Origin of the sequence: Kosakonia quasisacchari (assembly GCF_004331415.1) — a bacterium.
Lineage (GTDB): Bacteria > Pseudomonadota > Gammaproteobacteria > Enterobacterales > Enterobacteriaceae > Kosakonia > Kosakonia quasisacchari.
Genome location: NZ_SJOP01000025.1, coordinates 42,942 through 67,632, shown reverse-complemented (window position 1 = coordinate 67,632; position 24,691 = coordinate 42,942). Strand labels below are relative to the sequence as shown.

Below are 24,691 nucleotides of genomic sequence, written 5' to 3'. Positions count from 1 at the left end.
TCAGCGGTGGTTGCGCAAAAAAGACATCAACTCCATCGGCGAACGCCGCTGTTTAATCAGGTCACGCATGACGCGCATATGCGGCGCGGTATGGCTGAAAAAGTGAAGGTAGCCGTGACATAACGCACTTTTTCCCTGCATAAAGCGGTGCTTCGGGCAATCACCCTGGCAAAAGCGCAGCACATCGCAGCGGCGGCAGGCATCGGGCAGGGTATTTTTTTTGCTCTGCCCAAAAGCGATAGCTTCGTGGCTGAGATTCATCTCTTTGATCGGAATGTGGTGCAGGTTGCCAAGCCGGTAATCCGGGTAAGCGTAGTGATCACATGGATATATATCTCCGTTCGCCTCCAGCGCAAACGCATGGCCGAAGGTACATATTTGCGACGGGTAGCCGCTCCATACACCCAGCGTTGAATCAAATAGCTGAACATAAACCTGGCCGATATCCTCGCGCACCCAGCAATCAAAAACCGTGGTCAGAAAACGGCCCCACGCCTCGCCGCTCACCGATTCCGCCGTTAAATTCCCCTGCCCATCCTGTTCCACCAGCGGAATAAACTGCAAAAACGGCGTACCGAGCGTGCGCAGGTACTGGTACAAACGCAGCGGTTGCTGGCTGTTGAGATTGTTGACGACGCAGAGCACGTTGTATTCCACGCCGTGTTTTGCCAGCAATTGAATCGCGTTGACCACTTTATGGTGTGACGGCTTGCCGCTGCGGCTGACGCGCCAGGCGTCATGCATCTGCGCCGGGCCATCAATAGAGATACCGACCACCCAGCCGTGCTCACGAAAAAAGCGGCACCAGGCATCGTTTAGCAAGATCCCGTTAGTTTGAAAGGTATTTTCCGTTCGTTTGCCGTTGGCAAACTGCGTCTGTAGCGCGGCGACCCGATGAAAAAAATCCAGCCCGCTCAATGTGGGTTCGCCACCTTGCCAAACAAACGGCACAACATTGCCCGGTTGGGCATCGATCTGCTGGCAAATAAACGCCTGCAACGTGGCATCATCCATGACCTCTTGTTGCTGCTTTTCAATGTAAAAACAGTAGCGGCAGTTAAGATTGCAGCGAGAACTGGCGGGCTTGGCCGTAACGTGGCAGCCTGGCATGCGGTGTTCCTCAGAAAATCAAGAGTAATTGACGGATATGCGTTACAGCAAACAGTAATGCGAGGGAGAGCACCGCGAGGGAGATCAATAATTTGTCACGAACCGCGCCGGATAAGACGAAATCACTTTTGTTCACATCCATTAAGATTCGTTTATGTGTGTAACGCCAAAGCAAGAGCGCCACGCACAGCAGCACCCCTAGCGTTATCCAAAACGGAATCCCCGAATGCTGCCAGTTATGCTTAACCGCCAGCGCCATGAGCGCACCGTAGCCGAGCAACGTGCGTAGCCACGCCAGCGACGTGCGTTCCGGCTGCAAACCGGGATCTTTTTCGCGGCGCGCTTTGCGGTTATCCACCATAGAAAACCAGCACCATCACCACCAGCGCAACCGCCAGCAGAATAACGCTTATCACCAGCAGCGCACGGGTGTAGGGCAAATCCTCTTTCAGGCGCATCGCTTTTTCATTGCCTAACCAGCGCAAATAACCATACAACGCCAACCCGCCGGAGAAGAGACACAGCAGCAGCGCCAACACTTCGCGAATCAACGGTGTGGCAAATTCCGGTGCTAACTGATCCAGACCGACTCCGGCAGCCAGAAAACCGAGCGCCGTGCGGATCCACGCCAGAAAAGTACGTTCGTTCGCCAGCGAGAAACGGTAGTCCGGCGCTTCGCCAACGCGTGAAATTTTCATCAGTGCTCCTTGTTGGTGTACTGGTCAACAAAGTAGCGGATACGGTGAGTTTTTTCGACACGTTTCAGAAGGACCGGCATCCTGGCGATGCCGGTCGCGGGGATTAATGCAACTCAGGCCAGAACGCTTTATTCGCGTCGACTAAGTCATCCAAAATGGCTTTGGCGACAGTAGCACTGGGGACAGTTTTTGAGAGTGTGATCGCCTGCCATAACTTCTGGTAAGAGCGCTGTTCCCACGCATCCACCACCAGTTTTTCCACGGCGACCTGCTGACTCATCAGCCCTTTCTGGAAATGCGGGATATCGCCAACTGTTAACGGTTGCGGGCCGTTTTTACCTACCAGGCAGGGGATTTCTACCATCGCATCGGCATCAAAGTTATGAATTGCACCGTTGTTCGGCACAATCAGCAGCATCCGCTCCTGGGTGTTGAACGCAATGGCGGTTGCCAGATCGACGATATACGACGCATGTTCGTCGATTTCCAGCTCGCCGGCCGACGATTTACCCGCTTCGATAATGGCGCGACAGGAACCAAACACCTGTTTTTCACGGTGATCCATCACTTCATTGGCGCGTGTACGCTCAGGATTGGAGTGCGCCACCACATAATCCGGGAAGAAGTAATACTTCAGATAGGTATTCGGCATCGTATCCGGGTCAAGCGCCTGCACATCTTTCGCTTTGGCAAAGGTATCGTTCCAGCTCGCTTCGGTATGCTCATCTTTTGCCGGTGGCACATAACCATTTTTCGCCACATATTCGCGTAATTTCGGCATCAAATCATTGCCGTTCAAATCTTCAATCGATGTCCACCAGCCGAAGTGGTTCAGTCCGTAATAGCGCACTCGCATCTGTTTGCGATCTTGCAGACCCACGATCTGCGCCATGCGCCCTTCTATCCCGATGGGCATATCGCAGATATTGAGGATTTTGGCCTGCGGACGCAGGCGGCGGGTGGCTTCCGCCACGATCGCAGCCGGGTTGGAGTAGTTCAGCATCCAGGCATTCGGCGAATATTGTTCCATGTAATCCACCAGCTCCAGCACGCCGCCAATGGAGCGCATACCGTAAGCAATGCCGCCAGGGCCACAGGTTTCCTGGCCAACAACGCCATGGCGCAACGGGATTTTCTCATCCTGCTCGCGCATCGGATATTTACCCACGCGAATGTGCGCCATCACAAAGTCGACATCGGTGAAAGCCGTTTTCGGATCGGTGGTGTAACTAAATTCGATATCCGGTGCCTGTTCCCGAAGGATGATTTTGCAGGCCTCGGCGATGGTTTCCTGGCGCGCGCCGTCATTGTCATAGAACTTCAGCGCCCGCAGCGGAAAACGCTCGCGATTAGCCAGTAACATCAAAACGATACCTGGGGTAAATGTGCTGCCGCCACCGGCGATAACAACGGAGAATTTTTTCATGATACAGCCTCTGTCATGGTAGATGGTTCGGGGGTTAAGGGGATTTTCATCAGAGATTCAAGCTGGTCGCGTACTTGCGGAACATGCAGGCCGACAATCACCTGGATGCCGTTGCCGCGACGGACCACACCGTGCGCGCCCAGTGCTTTAAAGACGTCATCACTTTGCGTTTTCGCCATATCGACCAGTGCGATACGCAGCCGGGTGGCACAGTTATTCACGCTTTCAATATTCGTGCTGCCACCCAGCGCCTGCAGGAAACCGGCTGCCTGACCGACCTGGGTATTTGCGGCTGCCGCCGTGGTTTGCCCGCGCGCGGCTTTGTAGTCGGCTTTGCTGTAGAGTTTGATTTCGCTCTCTTCCCGGCCCGGGGTTTTCAGGTTAAAGCGCACAATCAATGTGCGGAAAACCACGAAGTAGAGCGCGGTAAAGCACAGGCCAATGGAGATTTGGGTGAACACCATCGCCGCATGGTTATGGAACATCGGGATCCAGTTTTGCGGCAGGAACTGGTCGAGCAGGCCGCCGCCCATATTGCCGACCACGCCGAAGCTGTACATCACCGTTGCCATGGACGCGGCGAGTACCGCGTGAACGGCGAACAGCAGCGGCGAGATAAACAGGAAAGTAAATTCCAGCGGTTCGGTGATCCCCACCAGTACGGCAGTGAGCGTGGCGGGGATCAGCAGACCAGCAACTTTGACGCGGTTTTCCGGCGCGGCGGTGTACCACAATGCCAGCGCGATACCGACAGAGCCGAACACTTTGGAATTCCCGTGCAGCGCAAACCCGCCTTCCGGGAACAAGGTTTTCAGCGGCTCAGTGCTCTGGCTGAATTCTTGTAAGTGCTGCGCCCAGTAAACCTGGATGCCACCTTCCACTGCTGCCGGGCCGAAGATAAACGGGCCATAGACAAAATGGTGCAAACCGGTCGGGATCAGAATGCGTTCCAGGAAGATATAAACCCACACGCCCAGCGCACCGGCAGAGCGTAAAAAAGCCTGTAAGGATTCAATGCCCAACTGCACTTTCGGCCAGCCGAGCAGGGTTAACCACGCGCAGGGGATCATCACCAGAAAGGCGATAATCACCACAAACGACGTGCCCTGGAAAATCCCCAGAAAGACCGGTAATGGCTTCTCGAAAAAACGGTTATGAATGGCGGTCACTATGCCGGAAATCACGATCGCGCCAATAATGCTGGTATCGAGCGTTTTAATCCCGGCAATTAGCGTTAAACCGCTGCCTGCGGTCGGTTCAGCGGAGAAATCCACGCCAAAGAAGTGACCCCAGGTCATTCCCATCGCGTTGATAAAGTAGTTCCAGGTTAAAAAGCTGATCAGCACCGCGAGGCAGGCGCGCCCCTGCGCTTGCTTTGCCAGGCCAATCGGTAAGCCAACGGCAAACAGCAGCGGCATATTACGAAACACGGTCCAGCCGCCCTCTTCGATAATGTGCACAATTTGCGCAAAGAGGTTATCGGGCGCGGTTAATGCTTCACCAACGAAAAGCGGGTTGCGCAGCATAATGGCGATGCCCACCACCATGCCAGCGAAGGGAAAAAGCAGCACCGGGGTAAACATTGCGCCGCCGAAACGTTGTATTTGACTGAGCATTTTTAAATCCTCATGAAACAACCTGTAGGGGGAGAAGCCTTGTTATGTTTTAGTGGCCTGAAGTGAGCATAAGAATTCATCTTCCTGCCGGCAGGACACGCCGCTGCGTTCCGTGATCCCTTTCATGGTTTTATTTCGCCCCTTCAGGTCTACTTTGCGAATAAAAATTGGACATGTCTGTGATAAATGTTCTGATGAAGAGGCGTAAAGAGGGCTACAGGTGATCTACAAATCAATAGCCGAGCGGCTGCGTCTGCGGCTGAATTCATCGGATTACAATGTCGGTAGTCCCTTGCCGGGTGAAAAAGCGTTGGCGCAGGAGTTCGGCGTGGCGCGAATGACCATCCGAAAAGCGATGGATTTGCTGGTGGTGTGGGGGCTGGTGGTGCGCCGTCACGGCAGCGGTACTTTTGTGGCGCGCAAGGATGTGCACCATGAAACAACCAACCTTACCGGGCTGGTGGAAGTGCTGCGTCAACAAGGCAAAGAGGTGCACAGCAAAGTGTTGCTGTTTGAAGTGATGCCTGCGCCACCGGCGATAGCCAGCCAGCTACGCATTCAAGTCAATGAACGTATCTACTTCTCGCGCCGGGTTCGCTATGTCGAGGGCAAACCGCTGATGCTGGAAGATAGCTATATGCCAGTGAAGTTGTTCCGCACGCTCTCGCTGGCGCACCTTGAAGGGTCAAAGTTTGATTACATCGAAAAAGAGTGCGGCATAACGATTAGCGGCAACTATGAGAGCCTGACACCGGTGCTGGCGGATAAGCAACTGGCGCAAACATTGAACATACAGGAGCAAACACCGCTGCTGCGCATCACCTCCCTTTCGTATAGCGACAGCGGCGAGTTTCTTAACTACTCGGTGATGTTTCGTAACACCCGCGATTACCAGGTGGATTACCATTTGCGGCGCATCCACCCGGAAACGCCGTTAGCCCATACCCCAGAAGATCACCGCCAGTAATTGCGGCGTGATAATGCGCAGAAACATCACCAGCGGGTAGACCGTCGCATACGCGAGCGCTGCCGCCCCGCTGGTGGGGTGCAACGCGTTAGCGAAGGCCAGCGCGGGCGGATCGGTCATCGACCCGGCTAACATGCCGCATAAAGTCAGGTAGTTCATCTTCGCCAGCATCCGCGCCAACAAACCGACGGTTATTAGCGGAACGGCAGTAATAAAAATGCCGTAACACATCCATTTCACCCCATCACCGTGAGTTAGCGTGGCGATAAAATCCCCGCCCGATTTCAGCCCAACCACCGCTAAAAAAAGCACAATGCCTAGTTCCCGAAGCGCCAGGTTGGCGCTAGGCGGCATAAACCAGTACAGCTTGCCGATACTGCCGATACGCCCAAGGATCAACGCCATAATCAGCGGTCCACCGGCCAGGCCCAATTTCAACGCTGCAGGAAAACCGGGAATAAACACCGGCACCGATCCTAATAACACACCGAGGCCAATACCGATAAACACCGGCAGCATCTGCACTTGTTGCAGTTTATGTTGCGCATTACCGACTTCATTGGCCACTGCGTCAATCGCCGAGGGCCGCCCGACCAGGTTGAGAATATCGCCGAACTGCAGGCTGGCGTCGCTGCTGGCCACCAGCTCAACCCCGGCGCGGTTAAGGCGCGAGATAACGACGTCGTAGCGCTCTTTAAAGTGCAGATCGCGGATTTTCTTGCCCAGCACCTTTTCGTTGGTGACGACCACGCGCTCTACCCGCAAGTCGGTACCGCGCGTGGACAACGAGACGTCGACTTCCTGGCCGATAACCAGTTGAGCGTTATGCAGATCTTTCGGTAACCCCACCAGATGCAGCAAATCTCCGGCTTCAATCAGCGTGCCCGGTGAAGGCACCATCAACAACTCACCGCGTTTTAAGCGCGAGCAGATAATTTTATCGCTGTTGAGGATGGGCACATCCTGAATCGCCATCTTGTCGAGATTCGGATTTTCAACGCGAATATTAATGGTGCGAATCAGCGATGTACCGTTACTGAGCGTGGCGTCGTGCTTACGCGCTTCCTCATCTACATTGACGCGAAACAGTACGCGAAGTAACCACATGCTGAGCAAAATCCCGCAGATACCGAACGGATACGCCATCGCGTAGCTCATGCCCATCTGATCCAGTACCGGACCTGCTATGCCCAAATCACGCAGGATTTGTTGCCCTGCGCCGAGCGCCGGAGTATTGGTTACCGCGCCGGAGAAAATCCCCAGCACCACCGGCAACGGAATGGCGAACAGCTTATACAAAATGGCGGTGACAAGGCCGCCGAGAAGCACGATCAGAATAGCGAACAGATTCAGCCGCAGTCCGGAGACGCGCAATGAGGCGAAGAAGCCCGGCCCCACCTGAATACCGATGGTATAAACAAACAGGATCAGGCCAAACTCCTGCACAAATAACAACATTGGGCTACTCAATGGAATGCCCAGTTGATCAACAAAGTGGCCGACGATTATCCCACCGAACAGCACACCACCAATGCCAAACCCGACGCCGCGAATCTTCAGGTTACCTATCCATAACCCAACGACAGCAACGAGTGCCAGAACGCTTACGGTTAACGCGATATCACTCATGATCTTTTCCCTGTACATGATGACTACAGGAATATTGGCAGAACCCGTAATAGCTGTATGGGTGATACCGCACAAAGCGCAGGGATTTTCTCTGCTTCGTGATGTGGCGAAAATTGCACCAGTAAAAGACGGTTGCCCCGAACCAAGGCAGCAGGGTTCAGCGGTATCGCTATCAGTAGCGCTGCTCAAACCCTATGCCTGCTAAGCATCGGCGCAATTCCTGTCGCAACAATAGGTTATGGCATAGTTAATGCAAAAGACCACTTTTGTTAACAACAGGGTGGCAGAATGACAAATACAACATTGACCAACGTGGTAGTAGCAAGTCCGAAAAAGTGGATGCAGCTGGCGCTGGGCTTATTGTGCATGGTTTCCATTTCCAGCCCGCAGTATGTCTGGGCCCTGCTGACGCGGCCATTTATGGAAAAACTTCACGTGCCGTTGGCGGAAATCCAGCTCACCTTTTCGCTGCTGATTATTCTGCAAACCTTCTTTTCCCCATTTCAGGGGCGGTTAATTGATAAGTTTGGCCCACGGCGGTTGATTGCCATCGGCACGGTATTGAGCGGCGTAAGCTGGATGCTGACTGCCACTATCAGCAGCCTGACGGAGCTCTATCTTTATTACGGCGTACTGGGTGGCCTTGGCACCGGCATTGTCTATATCGGCGTGGTTGGCTTGATGGTGCGATGGTTTCCGGAAAAACGCGGATTTGCCACAGGGATGGTGGCGGCCGGCTATGGTATGGGCGCGATCCTGACGACTTTCCCGGTGACCCAATCGCTGGCTGCTAAAGGGCTGGAGAATACGCTGTGGCAATTTGGCCTGCTGATGGCGGTAATCGGGTTTATCGCCAGCCAGGGGCTGCGGGCGCCGCACAGCATCCGTACAGAAGACGTCACCAGCAACCTGAAGATGAGCGACAAAAGCTTCGCGCCGAAAGAGATGCTGCGAAAACCGCTGTTCTGGTTGATGTTTGCAATGATGACCATGATGTCGACCTCGGGCCTGATGGTGACGTCGCAGATGGCCATTTTCGCTGAGGATTTCGGCATCACCGCCGTAACGGTAATGGGCATGGCAGCGCTGCCGCTGGCAATGACCATCGACCGTTTTATGAATGGGCTAACACGCCCGGTGTGCGGTTATATTTCTGACCGGATTGGCCGGGAAAACATGATGTTTATCGCCTTTGGTCTGGAAGGCTGCGCAATGGCGCTGTGGTTGCTATGCAAAGATGATCCGCTGCTGTTTGTGCTGCTTTCCGGGGTGGTATTTTTCGGCTGGGGCGAGATTTTCTCCCTGTTTCCCGCCACGCTCACCGACACCTTCGGCACGCAGCATGCCACCGCGAATTACGGCTGGCTCTATATCTCACAAGGAATTGGTTCGATTTTCGGCGGCCCGCTGGCGGCACTGCTGTACCAGAAAACCGGTAGCTGGGATCTGGTGTTTGGCTGCGCCATTACGCTGGATATTCTCTGCGCCCTGTTGGCTTTCTTTGTACTGAAACCCTGGCGTCACCGCTTCTTGCAGAGCGTGCGGACATAAACAAAAAAGGCTCCGCATGCGGAGCCTTTTCGTTACTGACCGTTAGCTGTTTAACGCCGGGCGATTACTGATGGCAATGCGCTGTGGCGCAGCGCTTTCCGGCACATTACGCAGCAGATCGATATGCAGCAGACCGTTGGTGAAAGTCGCGCCGGAGACTTCCATATAGTCGGCCAGCGTAAAGCTCAGGCTAAACGGCTGGATCACCAGCCCCTGATGCAGCCACTTCGGCTCGTTGGCCGGTTTTTCCGGCGTACCTTTGACGGTTAAACGCCCATTTTCCAGCTGGATATCCAGCTCTTCCTGGCGGAAACCGGCCAGCGCGAGGGTAATGCGGTAGTGATTGTCATCGCCCTTCTCAATGTTGTAGGGCGGAAATGCCTGTTGCTCATTGGTGGTTTGCAGGGCGTTAGCCAGTTTGTCGAAGCCGATCCATTGACGCAGCAGCGGGGATAAATCGTAGTTACGCATTGTGTTTCTCCTTCTAAGAAGCGAGTGAATACCTGCGAGCACGTAAACTCACATATGCTCCCTGTCGGCGAGCATGTTTGGGACGGGCCGCCAGTCGCGACCCTGCATAATTAGTTAATTTCGATACGACGCGGTTTTTTCTCTTCCGGGATCACGCGTTCTAAATCGACATACAGCAAGCCGTTGACCAGGTTGGCGCCTTTGACGTGGATGTTCTCTGCCAACTGGAATTTGCGCTCGAAATTGCGTTCGGCGATACCTTGATAAAGGTAAGTACGCTCTTTTTGTTCGTCGGTATGGGAACCTTTCACCACCAGCAGGTTGTCCTGCGCGGTGATTTCCAGTTCGCTTTCAGCGAAACCAGCCACAGCAATAGCGATGCGATAGTGGTTTTCATCCACTAACTCGACGTTGTACGGAGGGTAACCGCCATTGCTCTGGTTCTGGTTGTTTTCCAGTAGGTTAAACAGACGGTCAAAACCAATAGCTGAACGATAAAGCGGGGAAAGATCGAAGTTACGCATAGTTAAAGCTCCTGAAATCAGCGAGATTTTTATGCCCTCCACAATGGACAGGCAGCTAACGTAGCCGAACACCCTTCCGGCATGTTCCCGGGCTACATTCCTAAAATGTGGCTAAAGGAGAGGTTTTCAAGCCCACAATTCGGACTTTTTTTTGCACTTTCTGGCACAACGCATAGACTGGGATTGCAGCACAAATGGTTAAAATGCGAATGCCGCCACAGAGCGGAGCTCGAATGCTGTCGCTTTCTCGTTCGGGAGGCTATAACCCCCCGGACAGCATTCAACCTATAAACAACGATGACAAATCGAAAATGAAAACGATTCTGATAGTTTCTGCATTGCTCAGCGGGATGGTGTTGTCGGGATGTTCAAGCGTGATGTCGCATACTGGCGGCAAAGAGGGAACGTACCCCGGCACACGCGCCAGTTCGGCGATGCTGTCTGATGATGACACCGGCATTGGCACTAAATCACTGGTGGCGCTGGATATGCCCTTTACCGCCATCCTGGATACCTTACTGTTGCCGTGGGATCTTTTCCGCCGCGATAATTCTCTCAAATCGCGGGTGGAACAGAGCGAGAAAGCCACGCTTGCGACCGATTCGGTGATCCCACCCGCCCCCATGCCGGCGCATTAAATTACCAACCGGTTTCCGTCACCCATAGCTGGCGGAAACCGTCCACCTCTTCCATCCAGGCAAACTGCTTACCGTCCGGTGAAAACACCACCGCATCCGCCGACGGTGGGTTTCCATGATCGGCACTCAAAAAGGTGATATCGCCATGCTGCGCATCGCACATCGCCAGGCGATTATCGAGCACAAACCCCAGCGCCTCACCGGAAGGATGCCAGTTAAAAGCTGACTGAATTCCATGTGCCGTGTGCGTTAACTGGCGCGGTTCGCCGCCGTCCGGGCTTATCAACCACAATTGCACAATGCCATTGTCGTCGCGCATCAGAAAGGCGATTGCCGTGGCCTGCGGATTACTGCGCACCCAGTGACGCGGCACATTCACTAATCCTGGATAGCGGCGGTGATGGGTAAACGTCAGGCGTTTTTGCATCACACCTTTTGGCGGCGCAGGCAGGGTTTGTTCACTGCCCGCCAGCGGGGCATCACCCGGTGTTTTCCAGCCCCGCTCATCGCCGGGAAGCGCGACAATAAACAGCTCCGGCACTTTTTCACCGCTGTGCGATAAGGTATCGCCGATAAATGCCAGATGCTGGTTGCCCACCCAACCCTCTTCATACGCGCGATTGATCTCATCGCTGCCCGGTTGCGGCACGGGCGTCGTGCGGCTGACCAAAACACTCCAGTGGCTTCCGCTATATTCGCGTGGATGAGTACAAGGCGGCGTTACCGGGCCAAACGGCACCGCAACGCCGACATTGCGTAAATCCAGGGCCGGATCGCGCTCGTGCAATACATGGTCGTTATACGTGAAGCTCACAAACTCGCCATTCGGGCTAAACACATGCACATGTGTGCCGCCGCGTAACGCACCGGGCGTGTAAGGCGCGGTAATGTCCAGCGCATCAAGGTTTCGCGTGATGCCTTTTGCCGACACCACGCCGCGCCGATGGTGAAAGTCATACTGCCAGCTGGCGTCCGGGTTTTCCGGGCCGTGGATAAAGACATACTCTTCCGCTTTAGGGTTCACCGTCACCACACCTACATGCGCACCGTTTGTTGCGGTATACAGCACCTCAACGTCACCGTTGCGCACATTGACCCGCTCAATGGTTTTGCCGGTAAACGATGCGCCGGAAGGGCGAACATCAAAAACCAGCCACTGACTGTCCGCAGTCCAGGTGTTGATATTGGTAAGTTGATGATTGCGCGGGGCAAAGGTGAGCTGTTTCATGAAAAGACCCTGAAGTCATAATGTCGCCTCAGGGTATCGCAATGCGCGGGATCCGCCTACTCTGCACTTCACGGTCTCTTCACAGACACGGTTTAGCCTTCCTCCCTCAACACAGGAGGAAATGATGCAGCATTTTGACGTGGCAATAATCGGTTTGGGGCCAGCAGGCGCGGCGCTGGCGCGACAGTTAGCCGGGAACCTGAGCGTTATCGCGCTGGATAAAAAGCAGCAGCAGGGCAATCGCGGCTTTAAAAAACCTTGCGGCGGATTGCTGGCACCCGATGCGCAGCGGGCGTTTATCCGTGCAGGTATTACACTCCCGGTGCAGGTGATGGCCGATCCACAGATTTTTAGCGTGCGTACGGTCGATGTGCAAAGTGGCTTTACGCGAAACTACCAGCGCAGTTACCTGAATATCGATCGCCACGCGTTTGATTTGTGGATGAAATCGTTGATTCCACCCTCGATCAACGTTTACCACGATGCGCTGTGTCGAAAAATCTGGCGCGAAAACGGCCTCTGGCACCTGACCTTTTGCGCTGAAGGCGCGGAATCCACTGTGACATGCCGTTATCTGGTGGGCGCAGACGGCGCAAACTCAATGGTGAGACGGGTACTCTACCCTGCGCATGAAATTCGCAAATATGTCGCGCTGCAACAGTGGCTTAAAGACCGACATCCACAGCCGTTCTACTCCTGTGTTTTTGATAACGCGACCACCGATTGTTATGCATGGAGCATCAGTAAAGATGGCTACTTTATTTTTGGCGGCGCGTTTGCGTTGAAAAACAGCCGTGAAAATTTTGAGGCGCTGAAAATGCGGCTGGAGGCGTTTGATTTCCGCTTCGGCGAGGTGGTGAAAAGCGAGAAATGTACGGTGTTATGCCCGTCGCGCTGGGGCAATTTTGTCTGCGGAAAAGAGAATGCATTTTTGATCGGTGAAGCGGCCGGTTTTATCAGCGCCAGCTCGCTCGAAGGCATCAGTTATGCGCTCGATAGCGCCGAAATCCTCAGTGGCGTGCTTTGTAGTACGCCGGATAACGCGAATACCGTCTATCGCCGAAAAACGCGGGGTTTACGCGTAAAACTGCTGGGAAAAATCATCAAAAATCGCGTTCTGACAACACCATGGTTACGCAAATGGATCATGAAAAGCGGTGTTGCGCATATCCCACTTACAGCAGAGAAACCGACAACTGCGGCAAGGGCATAACGCCCTTGCGCATGTTGCGGTTTAGATCAGGGCAAATTTCTCAATCGCGTAGGCAACACCGTCTTCCAGGTTTGATTTGGTGACGAAATTCGCCGCCTCTTTCACCGACGGGATGGCATTATCCATCGCCACGCCAACGCCTGCGTATTCAATCATCGCGATGTCATTTTCCTGATCGCCAATCGCCATGATCTCCTCTTGCTTGATATTCAGCGCATCGGCCAGCGATTTTACGCCGGTGCCTTTGTTCACGCGTTTATCGAGGATTTCGAGGAAGTATGGCGCGCTTTTCAGCACGGTATATTTCTCTTTTACTTCCTGCGGAATACGGGCAATGGCCTGATCGAGAACGGTTGGTTCATCAATCATCATCACTTTCAGCAACTGAATTGCGGGATCCATTTTCTCCGCTTCGCAGAACACCAGCGGAATGGTGGCGACATAAGATTCATGCACCGTGTAGTAACTGATGTCGCGGTTAGCGGTGTAGAGCGTGTTGCGATCCAGCGCGTGAAAGTGAGAACCCACTTCGCGGGAAAGTTTTTCCAGAAAGCGATAATCATCATAGCTCAGCGCAGTTTGCGCGACGGTGCTGCCATCGCTGGCATTCTGTACCAGTGCGCCGTTATAGGTAATGCAATAATCCCCTTCCCGTTCCATATGCAGCTCTTTCATGTAGCTGTGTACGCCCGCGTAAGGCCGGCCGGTGGTCAGCACTACGTTAATGCCGCGTTCGCGCGCAGCGGCGATGGCGTTTTTAACCGCGGGAGAGATAGTGTGGTCCGGCAGCAGCAGCGTGCCGTCCATATCGATTGCAATAAGTTTAATAGCCATGAGATCCCCAGATGAGATATTTCCAGGCTCATGCTAACGCGATTCTGCTCAAAAAACAGCACGGAGATGGCGGGAAAAGGGGGATAGAAACGGGGCGGGAAGTGCCTCTTTTAGGTTTTCCCCTCTCCGGATGGAGAGGGGAAACAGCGGATCAGATATCGATATTCGCCGCTTTCAGGGCGTTTTCTTCGATAAAGGCACGACGCGGTTCAACTGCATCGCCCATCAGCGTGGTGAACAGCTGGTCTGCAGCAATCGCGTCTTTGACGGTCACGCGCAGCATACGGCGGCTGTCCGGATCCATGGTGGTTTCCCACAGCTGATCCGGGTTCATTTCGCCCAGACCTTTATAACGCTGGATAGCGAGGCCACGGCGAGACTCTTTCACCAGCCAGTCCAGCGCCTGCTCGAAGCTGGCAACCGGCTGACGGCGCTCGCCGCGTTCGATAAAGGCGTCTTCTTCGATCAGGCCACGCAGCTTTTCACCCAACGCGCAGAGACGACGATATTCGCCACCGACAACAAACTCGTTATCCAGTGGATAATCGGTGTCGACGCCGTGAGTACGTACGCGAATGATCGGCTCGAAGTGGTTCAACTCGCTATTGATGCGCACATCGTACTTCCACTGGCTGCCGTGCTGCTCTTTTTCGTTCAGCTCGGTGACCAGAGCATTAACCCAACGGGTCACTTTCTGTTCGTCGGAGAGGTCGGCTTCGGTCAGCGTCGGCTGATACACCAGCTCTTTCAGCAGGGTGCGCGGGAAACGGCGCTCCATGCGGCCAATCATTTTTTGCACAGCGTTGTATTCAGCCACCAGTTTTTCCAGCGGCTCACCGGCTAATGCTGGCGCACTGGCGTTGGTATGCAGGGTTGCGCCATCAAGCGCGATAGCGATCTGGTACTGATCCATCGCTTCATCATCTTTGATGTACTGTTCCTGCTTGCCTTTCTTCACTTTGTACAGCGGCGGCTGTGCAATGTAGACATGGCCGCGCTCAACGATTTCCGGCATCTGACGGTAGAAGAATGTCAGCAGCAGCGTACGGATGTGCGAACCATCGACGTCCGCATCGGTCATGATAATGATGCTGTGGTAACGCAATTTATCCGGGTTGTACTCATCGCGGCCGATGCCGCAGCCCAGCGCAGTAATAAGCGTCGCCACTTCCTGCGAAGAGAGCATCTTGTCGAAACGCGCTTTTTCAACGTTCAGGATTTTGCCTTTCAGCGGCAGAATCGCCTGGTTTTTACGGTTACGGCCCTGCTTCGCAGAACCGCCCGCGGAGTCCCCTTCCACCAGGTAGAGTTCGGACAGCGCCGGGTCACGCTCCTGGCAATCCGCCAGTTTGCCAGGCAGGCCAGCAAGATCCAGCGCGCCTTTACGGCGGGTCATTTCACGCGCTTTACGTGCCGCTTCACGCGCACGCGCTGCGTCGATAATTTTGCCTACCACGATTTTCGCGTCGGACGGGTTTTCCAGCAGGTATTCACTGAGCAGTTCGTTCATCTGCTGTTCTACCGCCGTTTTCACCTCGGAAGAGACCAGTTTATCTTTGGTCTGCGAGGAGAATTTCGGATCCGGCACTTTCACAGACACGACCGCAATCAGGCCTTCACGCGCATCGTCGCCGGTGGCGCTGACTTTGGCTTTCTTGCTGTAACCTTCTTTATCCATGTAGGCGTTTAGCGTACGGGTCATCGCCGCGCGGAAACCCGCAAGGTGAGTACCGCCATCGCGCTGCGGAATATTGTTGGTAAAGCAGTAGATGTTTTCCTGGAAACCATCGTTCCACTGCAGGGCAACTTCGACGCCAATACCGTCTTTTTCGGTGGAGAAGTAGAAAATATTCGGGTGAATCGGAGTTTTATTTTTGTTGAGGTATTCAACAAACGCTCTGATACCACCTTCGTAGTGGAAGTGATCTTCTTTGCCGTCGCGCTTATCGCGCAGGCGAATAGAAACGCCAGAGTTCAGAAATGACAGCTCGCGCAGGCGCTTAGCCAGAATCTCATATTCAAATTCAATGACGTTGGTAAACGTTTCATAGCTCGGCCAGAAACGCACCATCGTACCGGTTTTTTCGGTATCGCCGGTAATGGCCAGCGGTGCCTGCGGGACACCGTGCTCATAAAGCTGGCGGTGAACTTTGTTGTCGCGCTGGATAACCAGCTCCAGTTTCTGCGACAGGGCGTTAACCACAGAAACGCCTACGCCATGCAGACCACCGGAAACTTTATAAGAGTTATCGTCGAACTTACCGCCTGCGTGCAGAACGGTCATGATCACTTCCGCAGCAGAAACACCCTCTTCCGGGTGAATACCGGTCGGAATACCACGACCATCATCCTGTACGGAGACGGAGTTATCGCTATGAATAGTAACGACAATATCTTTACAGTACCCTGCGAGCGCTTCGTCGATAGCGTTATCTACCACCTCGAATACCATGTGGTGCAGACCGGTGCCGTCATCCGTATCGCCGATATACATACCCGGGCGCTTACGTACCGCATCCAGCCCTTTCAGGACTTTGATACTGGAGGAGTCATAAGAATTCGACATCAACGTTTCTCGCTCATTTAATCTTGGGTTAATCCGTTATTTTACCCTTTTCCACGGTGAACATCTTCGAATTTTTGTCCGACATGTCCATCACGTGATCAGCGCTGATAGCGCTGACGAAAACCTGCGACTGCGTAGCTTTTAAGCGGCTGGCTAACAGCCCGCGCTTCGCGTCATCAAGTTCTGAGGCAAAATCATCTATCAGGTATAAACAGCGTCGTCCGCTTTCGCGCGTTAAAAACTCGCCCTGCGCCAGACGCAGCGCGCACATCAGGAGTTTTAGCTGCCCGCGCGACAACGTATCTTCTACCGGCGCGCCGTCCGCACGGATGCGGAAATCCGCTTTGTGCGGGCCGTGCGCGGTGTAGGTCAGCATGCGATCACGCTCAAAATTGCGCTCCAGCACGTCGCCATAGTCCGTCTCTTTCTCCCAGCCGCGCTGAAAAGAGAATGTCAGGGAAAATTCCGGCAAAAATTGTTGGCAGGTATCCGCCATATCTTCAGCGATAGCGGCGCTGTATTCCGCACGCCAGCGGCTGATTTGCCCGGCCAGCGGGATAAGTTCTTTATCCCACGGACGAAGCTGCGCGTAGTGGCTCACCTGGCGCAACGCGGCGTTACGCTGTTTTAGCAAACGCTTAAGATTGCTCCAGGCGTTGAAAAAACCGGCTTCGTTGTGAAAGCATCCCCAGTCAAGGAACGCTCTTCGGTATTTGGGACCGCCGTTGAGTAAAGTAAACCCCTCCGGCGTGATCAGCTGCATTGGCATTAGTAGCGCCAGCTCCGCGACCTTGTGGCCGTCAGTGCCGTCAATGCGCACCTTGCTGTCACCGAGCTTATCCTTAGTCAGGCCAATCGCCGTTTCCCGCTCTTCGCCCTGTAAACGCCCATGCAGAACAAAAGATTCCTGCTCATGACGAATCACGCGGCCGATTTGCAAACTGCGAAACGCCCGTCCGTGGCCAAGCGTATAGATAGCTTCCAGAACGCTGGTTTTGCCGCTGCCGTTAGCACCGACCAGGAAATTAAAACCAGGGGAGAGCGCGAGATCCGCATTCTCGATGTTACGGAAGTCTTTAATAAGAAGGCGGGTCAGTGACATAGTTCAGAGTATCAGTCCAGGGGCGTGAGTGTCGCAGCCGGTTCGTCTACCGCCAGCGCACAGAAAGCGGAGCGTACACGAAGTACGTAAGCATTTCGAGCACTGCCGGAAGGCGAAATGGCAAGTAAACCAGCCCCTTTTAATCACTACAAACGCATTGGCATAACAACATAGGCTGCGCTTTGACTCGCCGCATCCTCAATCTGCACACTGGAAACCGAATCCGTCAGCAGAATACGCACATTTTCGCATTTCAGTGCATTCAGTACGTCCAGCACGTAGCTGACGTTAAAGCCGATTTCCATTTCGCTCCCGCCGTAGGTGACGTCGAGAAACTCTTCCGCTTCTTCCTGCTCCGGGTTGTTGGCGGTGATTTTGATCTGGTTCTCACTGACATACAGACGCACGCCGCGGAATTTCTCGTTAGAGAGGATCGCCGCCCGGGCAAACGCCTGTTTCAGCGAATCACAGCCCGCTTCGAGGGTTTTATCCGGGTTTTTCGGCAACACGCGGCGATAATCCGGGAAACGACCATCCACCAGCTTGGACGTAAAAATGAAATCGCCGACGTGCGCGCGGATGTTATTGCTGCCAATCTGCACGCGCAGCGGCGTGTCACCGCCGTCAAGCATACGCATCAGCTCAATCACCCCTTTACGCGGCACGATCACCGAATGGCTCGGCAGCGCCTGGCCAATCGGCATTGAGCAGACCGCCAGACGGTGGCCGTCAGTCGCGACTGTGCGCAACTCTTCGCCTTCGGTTTCAAACAGCATACCGTTTAAGTAGTAACGCACATCCTGATGCGCCATTGAAAACTGCGTCGCTTCGATCAGGCGTTTCATGGTGGCCTGCGGGAGCGTGAACTCCACTTCGCTTTGCCAGTCGTCCAGGTTCGGGAAATCCGCAGCAGGCAGAGTAGAAAGAGAGAAACGGCTGCGCCCGGAACGGATCAGCATACGATCGCCTTCCAGTTGCACGGCGATTTCTGCGCCTTCTGGCAGACCGCGACAGATGTCGAAGAATTTACGCGCCGGTACGGTGGTCGCTCCCTGTTCATGCGGCTGGACTAACGCAAGGCGCGCCACCATCTCCATTTCGAGATCGGTGCCGGTCAGCGACAGAGCGCCTTCAGTAACTTGCAGCAGCAGATTACCGAGGATAGGCAATGTCGGACGTCCGCCCAGCGGGCCGCTTACCTGTTGCAGCGGCTTTAATAAATGTTCACGTTCAACGGTAAATTTCATAGCGTCACGAAGATAATGTTCTGATTAAATTGGAAAAATCTTCTTTGATATCATGGCTTTCTTCACGCAACTGCTCAATCTTACGGCAGGCATGTAGCACGGTAGTATGGTCGCGGCCACCAAATGCATCGCCGATTTCCGGCAGACTGTGGTTGGTCAGCTCCTTTGCCAGCGCCATCGCCATCTGACGCGGGCGGGCTACCGAACGGGATCGACGCTTCGACAGCAGATCCGCTACCTTGATCTTGTAATACTCCGCCACCGTCTTTTGAATATTGTCGATGGTGACCAGTTTTTCCTGCAACGCCAGCAAATCGCGTAGCGCCTCACGGACAAAATCGATAGTAATCGCGCGGCCAGTAAAGTTGGCGTTGGCGATAACACGGTTCAACGCCCCTTCCAGTTCACGCACGTTAGAGCGCAGGCGCTTAGCAATAAAGAAGGCCACTTCACCCGGCAGACGGATATCGTTTTCGTCGGCCTTTTTCATCAGGATCGCTACCCGAGTTTCCAGCTCCGGCGGCTCGATCGCCACCGTTAACCCCCAACCGAAGCGGGATTTCAGACGATCCTCAACGCCGTTGATCTCTTTTGGATAACGATCCGACGTCAAAATGATCTGCTGATTGCCTTCAAGTAAGGCGTTAAAAGTGTGGAAAAACTCTTCCTGGGATCGTTCTTTATTGGCAAAGAATTGAATATCGTCGATCAGCAAGGCATCAACGGAGCGGTAGTAGCGTTTAAACTCTTCGATCGCATTGTTTTGCAGGGCTTTTACCATGTCCTGGACAAAACGTTCGGAGTGCATATACACCACTTTAGCATTGGGCTTTCGCGCCACGATGCCGTTACCCACAGCGTGCAACAAGTGCGTTTTACCGAGACCGGTTCCGCCATATAAAAACAACGGGTTATACGCACCGCCGGGGTTATCCGCTACCTGACGAGCCGCCGCACGAGCCAGCTGGTTAGACTTACCTTCAACGAAGTTATCAAAGGTATGTTTCACGTTAACGTTTGAGCGGTAGGTCGGTTCAGCCGGAGCGGGGACGTTATCCCACCCAGAGCGAGCCGCAGGTGCCGCACGCTGCACAACAACTTGCGCCGCCTGCGCGGGCGCAGCGACAACGGCTGGTTCTTTCAGGGTCTGGCTAACAGGGCGGGAGCCCACTTCAAAACGCAGCTGCGGAACATCCGTACCGCAGAAATCATTCAGCAGCCCGTTGATATTATTAAGGTACTTGTCCCTAACCCAGTCGAGGACAAAACGGTTTGGCGCATACAAAGCCAGCGTGTTATCGCTCAGTTCCGCCTGCAATGGGCGTATCCACATACTAAATTCTGTGGCTGGTAACTCATCCTGCAATCGGGCAAGACACTGCTGCCAAAGCGAAAGTGACACGGCGGACTCCACTCGAACGAAAATCGATAAATAGTAAAGACAGAAACATTAATGTTTTTTGACACACGTCGATAAGACCCAACCGGGTGACGTGCGAACCGCTATTTACGGTTTTTTTGCCCTGCTCACGATCCTGGATCGCGATCGGGACCGCGGATCATAGCGTAAACCGCGCCAGAGATCTTGTGTTTCTCACAGATTCTTCACTATTTATCCACAGGGCGATTCGGAATCGGGTAAGTGTAAACGATCCAACAAGAGGTGCGAGACGATTTACGCCGCATATTGGAAAATTTAATGAGTAACGACGGTTTATTGCTTAAACGATCTAATGAAGATCCTGGAGGATCCTTGCGCTTTGCTGTTGGCTCCGTATAATTCTGCCCCCGGCGCGTCATGCTCTTCTTCGGGCGTCGAATGGTGCTTATTTTTTGTGCGGATCTGTGCAAAAATAGGAGCGCAATAAGGAAAGAGAATTGACTCCGGAGTGTACAATTATTACAATCCGGCCTCTTTAATTACCCATGGCTTGCGCGCCAGTCGTTCGATATCCGTTCAGGCATACGCAAAAGTCAGTGAATTTATTCAAGTTTAGGTAGAAACCGCCATGAAACGCACTTTTCAACCGTCTGTACTGAAGCGCAACCGTTCTCACGGCTTCCGTGCTCGTATGGCTACTAAAAATGGTCGCCAGGTTCTGGCTCGTCGTCGCGCTAAAGGCCGCGCACGTCTGACCGTTTCCAAGTAATAAAGCTAACCCCTGAGTGGTTAAGCTCGCTTTTCCCAGGGAGTTACGTTTGTTAACTCCCACTCATTTCACTTTCGTCTTCCAGCAGCCACAACGGGCTGGCACGCCGCAAATCACCATCCTCGGCCGCCTGAATTCGCTGGGGCATCCCCGTATCGGTCTTACCGTCGCCAAAAAAAACGTCAAACGCGCCCATGAACGCAATCGGATTAAACGTCTGACGCGTGAAAGTTTCCGTTTACGCCAGCATGAACTGCCGGCAATGGATTTTGTGGTGGTGGCGAAGAAAGGGGTTGCCGACCTCGATAACCGTGCTCTCTCGGAAGCGTTGGAAAAATTATGGCGCCGCCATTGTCGCCTGGCTCAAGGGTCCTGATAGCCCTCATTCGGGTCTATCAGCGCCTGATTAGTCCGCTACTCGGGCCGCACTGCCGTTTCACTCCAACCTGCTCTCACTATGGAATTGAGGCATTGCGCAGGTTTGGAGTGATAAAAGGCAGTTGGTTGACAGTGAAACGCGTATTAAAATGCCACCCTTTACACCCGGGTGGAGACGATCCCGTCCCGCCAGGACCTTCTAAAACCAGAGAACACTAACGATGGATTCGCAACGCAATCTTTTTATCATCGCTTTGTTGTTCGTGTCTTTCATGATCTGGCAAACGTGGGAGAAGGATAAAAATCCTCCTCCGGCGCAGCAGACCACGCAGACTACGACCACCGCAGCGGGTAACGCAGCCGACCAGGGCGTTCCGGCCAGTGGCCAGGGGAAACTGATTACGGTTAAAACCGACGTGCTCGAGCTGACCATCAACACCCGTGGTGGTGATGTTGAGCAGGCACTGCTTCCGACTTACCCGAAAGAGTTGGGTTCCAGCGAGCCGTTCCAGCTGTTGGAAACCACCCCGCAGTTTATCTATCAGGCGCAGAGCGGCCTGACAGGTCGTGATGGCCCGGATAATCCGGCGAATGGCCCACGTCCGCTGTATAACGTGGAAAAAGATGCGTTTGTGCTGGCTGATGGCCAGAACGAGCTGGCTATCCCGCTGACCTATACCGATGCGGCAAGCAACACCTTCACCAAAGTTTTCACTGTGAAACGTGGTGAATATACGGTGAACGTCGGCTATAACGTGCAGAACACCAGCGAAAAACCGCTGGAAGTGGCCGCCTTCGGTCAGCTGAAGCAATCCATCAATTTGCCGTCTCATCGTGATACCGGCAGCAGCAACTTTGCGTTACATACTTTCCGCGGCGCGGCTTATTCCACGCCAGACGCGAAGTATGAGAAATACAAATTCGACACCATCGCCGATAACGAAAACCTCAACGTCAGCTCCAATGGCGGCTGGGTTGCGATGCTGCAACAGTATTTCGCTACTGCGTGGATCCCGAGCAACAACGGTGCTAATAACTTCTATACCAGTAATCTGGGTAATGGCGTGGCCGCTATTGGCTACAAATCCCAGCCGGTTATTGTTCAGCCTGGCCAGACTACCGCGCTAAACAGCACCCTGTGGGTAGGCCCGGAGATTCAGGACAAAATGGCTGCTGCAGCACCACACCTGGATCTGACCGTGGATTACGGTTGGTTGTGGTTCATCTCCCAGCCGCTGTTCAAGTTGTTGAAATGGATCCATAGCTTCCTAGGCAACTGGGGCTTTTCCATCATCGCTATCACCTTTATCGTGCGTGGCATCATGTACCCGCTGACCAAGGCGCAGTACACCTCCATGGCGAAAATGCGCATGCTGCAGCCGAAAATTCAGGCGATGCGTGAGCGTTTAGGTGATGATAAACAGCGCATGAGCCAGGAAATGATGGCGATGTACAAAGCGGAGAAAGTGAACCCGCTAGGCGGCTGCTTCCCGCTGCTGATTCAGATGCCAATCTTCCTCGCGCTGTATTACATGCTGATGGGTTCCGTTGAGCTGCGCCACGCGCCGTTCGCCCTGTGGATCCATGACTTATCCGCGCAAGACCCGTACTACATCCTGCCGATCCTGATGGGCATCACGATGTTCTTCATTCAGAAGATGTCGCCGACCACCGTGACCGACCCGATGCAGCAGAAGATCATGACCTTTATGCCGGTCATCTTCACGGTGTTCTTCCTGTGGTTCCCGTCCGGTCTGGTGCTGTACTATATCGTCAGCAACCTGGTGACCATTATTCAGCAGCAGCTGATTTACCGTGGTCTGGAGAAACGTGGTTTGCATAGCCGCGAGAAGAAAAGCTCCTGACAGTAAGTCATAGCTCTACGGAAGGCGGTCAACTGACCGCCTTTCTTATTTTGAGATTTCGGAAAATAAACCATGAACCACAACGACACGATTGTCGCCCAGGCAACTCCACCGGGACGCGGTGGCGTGGGCATCCTGCGTATTTCAGGCAGTAAAGCACGCGATGTGGCGCAAGCAGTGCTGGGCAAGCTACCGAAACCGCGTTATGCCGACTATCTGCCGTTTATGGATGTCGACGGCACCACGCTGGACCAGGGCATCGCGCTGTGGTTCCCCGGCCCGAACTCTTTTACTGGTGAAGACGTGCTGGAGCTGCAAGGCCACGGCGGCCCGATGATCCTTGATCTGCTGTTAAAACGCATCCTGACGCTGCCAGGGCTGCGTATCGCCAATCCTGGTGAGTTCTCTGAGCGCGCATTCCTCAATGACAAGCTCGATCTGACGCAGGCTGAGGCAATTGCCGACCTGATTGATGCCAGCTCTGAGCAGGCGGCGCGTTCAGCGGTGAATTCATTGCAGGGCGCATTTTCCGCCCGCGTAAATCACCTGGTGGAAGCACTCACTCACCTGCGCATCTACGTCGAAGCGGCGATTGATTTTCCAGACGAAGAGATCGATTTCCTCTCCGATGGCAAAATCGAAGCGCAATTGAATGACGTTATCGCCGATCTGGACGCCGTACGCGCCGAAGCGCGTCAGGGTAGCCTGCTGCGCGAAGGGATGAAGGTGGTTATTGCCGGACGCCCAAATGCCGGGAAATCAAGCCTGTTGAACGCGCTGGCCGGACGCGAAGCGGCAATCGTCACCGATATCGCCGGCACCACCCGCGACGTGCTGCGCGAGCATATTCATATCGACGGTATGCCACTGCATATCATCGATACCGCCGGGCTGCGTGAAGCCAGCGACGAAGTGGAACGCATTGGTATCGAACGCGCCTGGCAGGAGATCGAGCAAGCTGATCGCGTACTGTTTATGGTGGATGGCACCACTACCGATGCCGTTGACCCGGCGGAGATCTGGCCTGATTTTATTGCCCGTCTGCCAGCGAAACTGCCGATTACCGTGGTGCGCAATAAAGCGGATGTCACCGGCGAACCGCTGGGTATGAGTGAAGTGAATAGTCACTCACTTGTTCGTCTGTCGGCACGAACGGGGGAAGGCGTGGATGTGCTACGTCAGCATCTTAAGCAGAGCATGGGTTTTGACACCAGCATGGAGGGTGGTTTCCTCGCGCGTCGTCGTCATTTACAAGCGCTGGAAACGGCCGCAGAGCATCTGCAACAGGGTAAAGCACAACTGTTAGGCGCATGGGCAGGTGAACTGCTTGCCGAAGAGCTACGCCTTGCGCAACAAAACTTAAGTAAAATCACCGGCGAGTTTACCTCAGACGATTTGCTGGGGCGCATTTTCTCAAGTTTCTGTATTGGTAAGTAATGACATGGCGGCCGTTTTAACGGCCGTTTGTGTTACTACGG

General features: G+C 54.0%; 23 protein-coding genes and 1 other annotated feature. Of the genes, 9 read left to right on the top strand and 14 right to left on the bottom strand.

What is annotated here, in order from left to right; genetic code table 11:
* The 5 genes from E0L21_RS21430 to E0L21_RS21410 form a co-directional block, all read right to left on the bottom strand.
* The gene (locus E0L21_RS21430) at positions 1-1,110 is read right to left on the bottom strand and encodes an anaerobic sulfatase maturase (protein ID WP_131413064.1); all 1,110 of its coding nucleotides are present in this window, start codon (positions 1,108-1,110) and stop codon (positions 1-3) included.
* Positions 1,111-1,120: 10 nt separating this feature from the next.
* Positions 1,121-1,471 (bottom strand): DUF202 domain-containing protein, encoded by a 351-nt coding sequence (locus E0L21_RS21425; RefSeq protein WP_131413062.1) that lies wholly within the window; start codon positions 1,469-1,471, stop codon positions 1,121-1,123.
* Positions 1,461-1,808, bottom strand: a complete 348-nt coding sequence (locus tag E0L21_RS21420; protein WP_131413060.1) for a YidH family protein — start codon at positions 1,806-1,808, stop codon at positions 1,461-1,463. Before E0L21_RS21420 ends, E0L21_RS21425 begins: the two co-directional genes overlap by 11 nt.
* 103 nt (positions 1,809-1,911) lie before the next feature.
* Positions 1,912-3,234: a 6-phospho-alpha-glucosidase gene (locus tag E0L21_RS21415; protein ID WP_131413058.1), complete on the bottom strand. Its 1,323-nt coding sequence runs from the start codon at positions 3,232-3,234 to the stop codon at positions 1,912-1,914.
* Positions 3,231-4,850 carry an alpha-glucoside-specific PTS transporter subunit IIBC gene (locus tag E0L21_RS21410; protein WP_131413056.1) on the bottom strand — a complete coding sequence of 540 codons (1,620 nt, stop codon included), beginning with the start codon at positions 4,848-4,850 and terminating at the stop codon, positions 3,231-3,233. Before E0L21_RS21410 ends, E0L21_RS21415 begins: the two co-directional genes overlap by 4 nt.
* Positions 4,851-5,070: 220 nt before the next feature.
* Between E0L21_RS21410 and E0L21_RS21405 the strand changes: the two genes are divergently transcribed.
* A complete protein-coding gene (locus E0L21_RS21405; RefSeq protein ID WP_131413054.1) occupies positions 5,071-5,817 on the top strand; it encodes a GntR family transcriptional regulator in 747 nt (248 codons plus the stop codon).
* Here E0L21_RS21405 and E0L21_RS21400 read toward each other — a convergent pair.
* Complete coding sequence (locus E0L21_RS21400) at positions 5,785-7,446, bottom strand: putative transporter (RefSeq protein ID WP_131413052.1); 1,662 nt, start codon at positions 7,444-7,446, stop codon at positions 5,785-5,787. The two genes, E0L21_RS21405 and E0L21_RS21400, sit on opposite strands and share 33 nt — an antisense overlap.
* Positions 7,447-7,734: 288 nt before the next feature.
* On the opposite strand from E0L21_RS21400, the gene oxlT reads away from it, so the two are divergent.
* Positions 7,735-8,997 carry an oxalate/formate MFS antiporter gene (oxlT, locus tag E0L21_RS21395; RefSeq protein ID WP_131413050.1) on the top strand — a complete coding sequence of 421 codons (1,263 nt, stop codon included), beginning with the start codon at positions 7,735-7,737 and terminating at the stop codon, positions 8,995-8,997.
* Between the two features lie 42 nt (positions 8,998-9,039).
* On the opposite strand, the gene ibpB is transcribed toward oxlT, so the two are convergent.
* The gene (gene ibpB, locus E0L21_RS21390) at positions 9,040-9,468 is read right to left on the bottom strand and encodes a small heat shock chaperone IbpB (protein WP_131413048.1); all 429 of its coding nucleotides are present in this window, start codon (positions 9,466-9,468) and stop codon (positions 9,040-9,042) included.
* 110 nt (positions 9,469-9,578) lie between these two features.
* Positions 9,579-9,992, bottom strand: a complete 414-nt coding sequence (gene ibpA, locus E0L21_RS21385; RefSeq protein WP_017458080.1) for a small heat shock chaperone IbpA — start codon at positions 9,990-9,992, stop codon at positions 9,579-9,581.
* Positions 9,986-10,061 (bottom strand) — a sequence feature (ROSE (Repression Of Heat Shock gene Expression) occurs in the 5'-region of heat shock genes and acts as an RNA thermometer to modulate expression.). It overlaps the preceding gene by 7 nt.
* A gap of 242 nt (positions 10,062-10,303) precedes the next feature.
* Here ibpA and E0L21_RS21380 point away from each other — a divergent pair.
* Complete coding sequence (locus tag E0L21_RS21380; protein ID WP_131413046.1) at positions 10,304-10,630, top strand: YceK/YidQ family lipoprotein; 327 nt, start codon at positions 10,304-10,306, stop codon at positions 10,628-10,630.
* Between the two features lies 1 nt (position 10,631).
* Here the strand turns inward: E0L21_RS21380 and E0L21_RS21375 are convergent, their stop codons facing one another.
* Positions 10,632-11,858 carry a DUF3748 domain-containing protein gene (locus E0L21_RS21375; RefSeq protein WP_131413044.1) on the bottom strand — a complete coding sequence of 409 codons (1,227 nt, stop codon included), beginning with the start codon at positions 11,856-11,858 and terminating at the stop codon, positions 10,632-10,634.
* Between the two features lie 124 nt (positions 11,859-11,982).
* On the opposite strand from E0L21_RS21375, the gene E0L21_RS21370 reads away from it, so the two are divergent.
* On the top strand, positions 11,983-13,071 hold the full coding sequence (locus tag E0L21_RS21370) for an FAD-binding protein (protein ID WP_131413080.1): 1,089 nt from the start codon (positions 11,983-11,985) through the stop codon (positions 13,069-13,071).
* 21 nt (positions 13,072-13,092) lie between these two features.
* On the opposite strand, the gene yidA is transcribed toward E0L21_RS21370, so the two are convergent.
* The 5 genes from yidA to dnaA form a co-directional block, all read right to left on the bottom strand.
* Positions 13,093-13,905 (bottom strand): sugar-phosphatase, encoded by an 813-nt coding sequence (gene yidA / locus E0L21_RS21365; protein WP_131413042.1) that lies wholly within the window; start codon positions 13,903-13,905, stop codon positions 13,093-13,095.
* Between the two features lie 151 nt (positions 13,906-14,056).
* On the bottom strand, positions 14,057-16,471 hold the full coding sequence (gyrB, locus tag E0L21_RS21360) for a DNA topoisomerase (ATP-hydrolyzing) subunit B (protein WP_131413040.1): 2,415 nt from the start codon (positions 16,469-16,471) through the stop codon (positions 14,057-14,059).
* Positions 16,472-16,499: 28 nt separating this feature from the next.
* Entirely contained in the window at positions 16,500-17,573 is a 1,074-nt protein-coding gene (gene recF / locus E0L21_RS21355; RefSeq protein ID WP_131413038.1) for a DNA replication/repair protein RecF, read from the bottom strand.
* A 146-nt stretch (positions 17,574-17,719) separates the two neighbouring features.
* Positions 17,720-18,820, bottom strand: a complete 1,101-nt coding sequence (gene dnaN, locus E0L21_RS21350; protein ID WP_131413036.1) for a DNA polymerase III subunit beta — start codon at positions 18,818-18,820, stop codon at positions 17,720-17,722.
* Positions 18,821-18,824: 4 nt separating this feature from the next.
* Complete coding sequence (gene dnaA, locus E0L21_RS21345; RefSeq protein WP_131413034.1) at positions 18,825-20,222, bottom strand: chromosomal replication initiator protein DnaA; 1,398 nt, start codon at positions 20,220-20,222, stop codon at positions 18,825-18,827.
* A 607-nt stretch (positions 20,223-20,829) separates the two neighbouring features.
* Between dnaA and rpmH the strand changes: the two genes are divergently transcribed.
* From rpmH to mnmE, 5 genes are all read left to right on the top strand, one after another.
* Entirely contained in the window at positions 20,830-20,970 is a 141-nt protein-coding gene (gene rpmH / locus E0L21_RS21340) for a 50S ribosomal protein L34 (RefSeq protein WP_000831330.1), read from the top strand.
* Positions 20,971-20,986: 16 nt separating this feature from the next.
* Positions 20,987-21,346, top strand: coding sequence for a ribonuclease P protein component (gene rnpA / locus E0L21_RS21335; protein ID WP_017458071.1), 360 nt, complete (start codon positions 20,987-20,989; stop codon positions 21,344-21,346).
* Positions 21,310-21,567, top strand: coding sequence for a membrane protein insertion efficiency factor YidD (gene yidD / locus E0L21_RS21330; RefSeq protein ID WP_017458070.1), 258 nt, complete (start codon positions 21,310-21,312; stop codon positions 21,565-21,567). The genes rnpA and yidD overlap by 37 nt, the downstream gene beginning before the upstream one ends.
* Before the next feature lie 2 nt (positions 21,568-21,569).
* Positions 21,570-23,213: a membrane protein insertase YidC gene (yidC, locus tag E0L21_RS21325; RefSeq protein WP_131413032.1), complete on the top strand. Its 1,644-nt coding sequence runs from the start codon at positions 21,570-21,572 to the stop codon at positions 23,211-23,213.
* Between the two features lie 72 nt (positions 23,214-23,285).
* Positions 23,286-24,650, top strand: coding sequence for a tRNA uridine-5-carboxymethylaminomethyl(34) synthesis GTPase MnmE (gene mnmE, locus E0L21_RS21320; RefSeq protein ID WP_131413030.1), 1,365 nt, complete (start codon positions 23,286-23,288; stop codon positions 24,648-24,650).
* Positions 24,651-24,691 lie beyond the last annotated feature (41 nt).

Excerpts from the sequence above, each read along its gene's own strand:
- E0L21_RS21430 (WP_131413064.1), bottom strand. The coding sequence starts at position 1,110 with ATGCCAGGCTGCCACGTTACGGCCAAGCCCGCCAGTTCTCGCTGCAAT.
- E0L21_RS21425 (WP_131413062.1), bottom strand. The coding sequence starts at position 1,471 with ATGGTGGATAACCGCAAAGCGCGCCGCGAAAAAGATCCCGGTTTGCAG.
- E0L21_RS21420 (WP_131413060.1), bottom strand. The coding sequence starts at position 1,808 with ATGAAAATTTCACGCGTTGGCGAAGCGCCGGACTACCGTTTCTCGCTG.
- E0L21_RS21415 (WP_131413058.1), bottom strand. The coding sequence starts at position 3,234 with ATGAAAAAATTCTCCGTTGTTATCGCCGGTGGCGGCAGCACATTTACC.
- E0L21_RS21410 (WP_131413056.1), bottom strand. The coding sequence starts at position 4,850 with ATGCTCAGTCAAATACAACGTTTCGGCGGCGCAATGTTTACCCCGGTG.
- E0L21_RS21400 (WP_131413052.1), bottom strand. The coding sequence starts at position 7,446 with ATGAGTGATATCGCGTTAACCGTAAGCGTTCTGGCACTCGTTGCTGTC.
- oxlT (WP_131413050.1), top strand. The coding sequence starts at position 7,735 with ATGACAAATACAACATTGACCAACGTGGTAGTAGCAAGTCCGAAAAAG.
- ibpB (WP_131413048.1), bottom strand. The coding sequence starts at position 9,468 with ATGCGTAACTACGATTTATCCCCGCTGCTGCGTCAATGGATCGGCTTC.
- ibpA (WP_017458080.1), bottom strand. The coding sequence starts at position 9,992 with ATGCGTAACTTCGATCTTTCCCCGCTTTATCGTTCAGCTATTGGTTTT.
- E0L21_RS21380 (WP_131413046.1), top strand. The coding sequence starts at position 10,304 with ATGAAAACGATTCTGATAGTTTCTGCATTGCTCAGCGGGATGGTGTTG.
- E0L21_RS21375 (WP_131413044.1), bottom strand. The coding sequence starts at position 11,858 with ATGAAACAGCTCACCTTTGCCCCGCGCAATCATCAACTTACCAATATC.
- E0L21_RS21370 (WP_131413080.1), top strand. The coding sequence starts at position 11,983 with ATGCAGCATTTTGACGTGGCAATAATCGGTTTGGGGCCAGCAGGCGCG.
- yidA (WP_131413042.1), bottom strand. The coding sequence starts at position 13,905 with ATGGCTATTAAACTTATTGCAATCGATATGGACGGCACGCTGCTGCTG.
- gyrB (WP_131413040.1), bottom strand. The coding sequence starts at position 16,471 with ATGTCGAATTCTTATGACTCCTCCAGTATCAAAGTCCTGAAAGGGCTG.
- recF (WP_131413038.1), bottom strand. The coding sequence starts at position 17,573 with ATGTCACTGACCCGCCTTCTTATTAAAGACTTCCGTAACATCGAGAAT.
- dnaN (WP_131413036.1), bottom strand. The coding sequence starts at position 18,820 with ATGAAATTTACCGTTGAACGTGAACATTTATTAAAGCCGCTGCAACAG.
- rpmH (WP_000831330.1), top strand. The coding sequence starts at position 20,830 with ATGAAACGCACTTTTCAACCGTCTGTACTGAAGCGCAACCGTTCTCAC.
- yidD (WP_017458070.1), top strand. The coding sequence starts at position 21,310 with ATGGCGCCGCCATTGTCGCCTGGCTCAAGGGTCCTGATAGCCCTCATT.
- yidC (WP_131413032.1), top strand. The coding sequence starts at position 21,570 with ATGGATTCGCAACGCAATCTTTTTATCATCGCTTTGTTGTTCGTGTCT.
- mnmE (WP_131413030.1), top strand. The coding sequence starts at position 23,286 with ATGAACCACAACGACACGATTGTCGCCCAGGCAACTCCACCGGGACGC.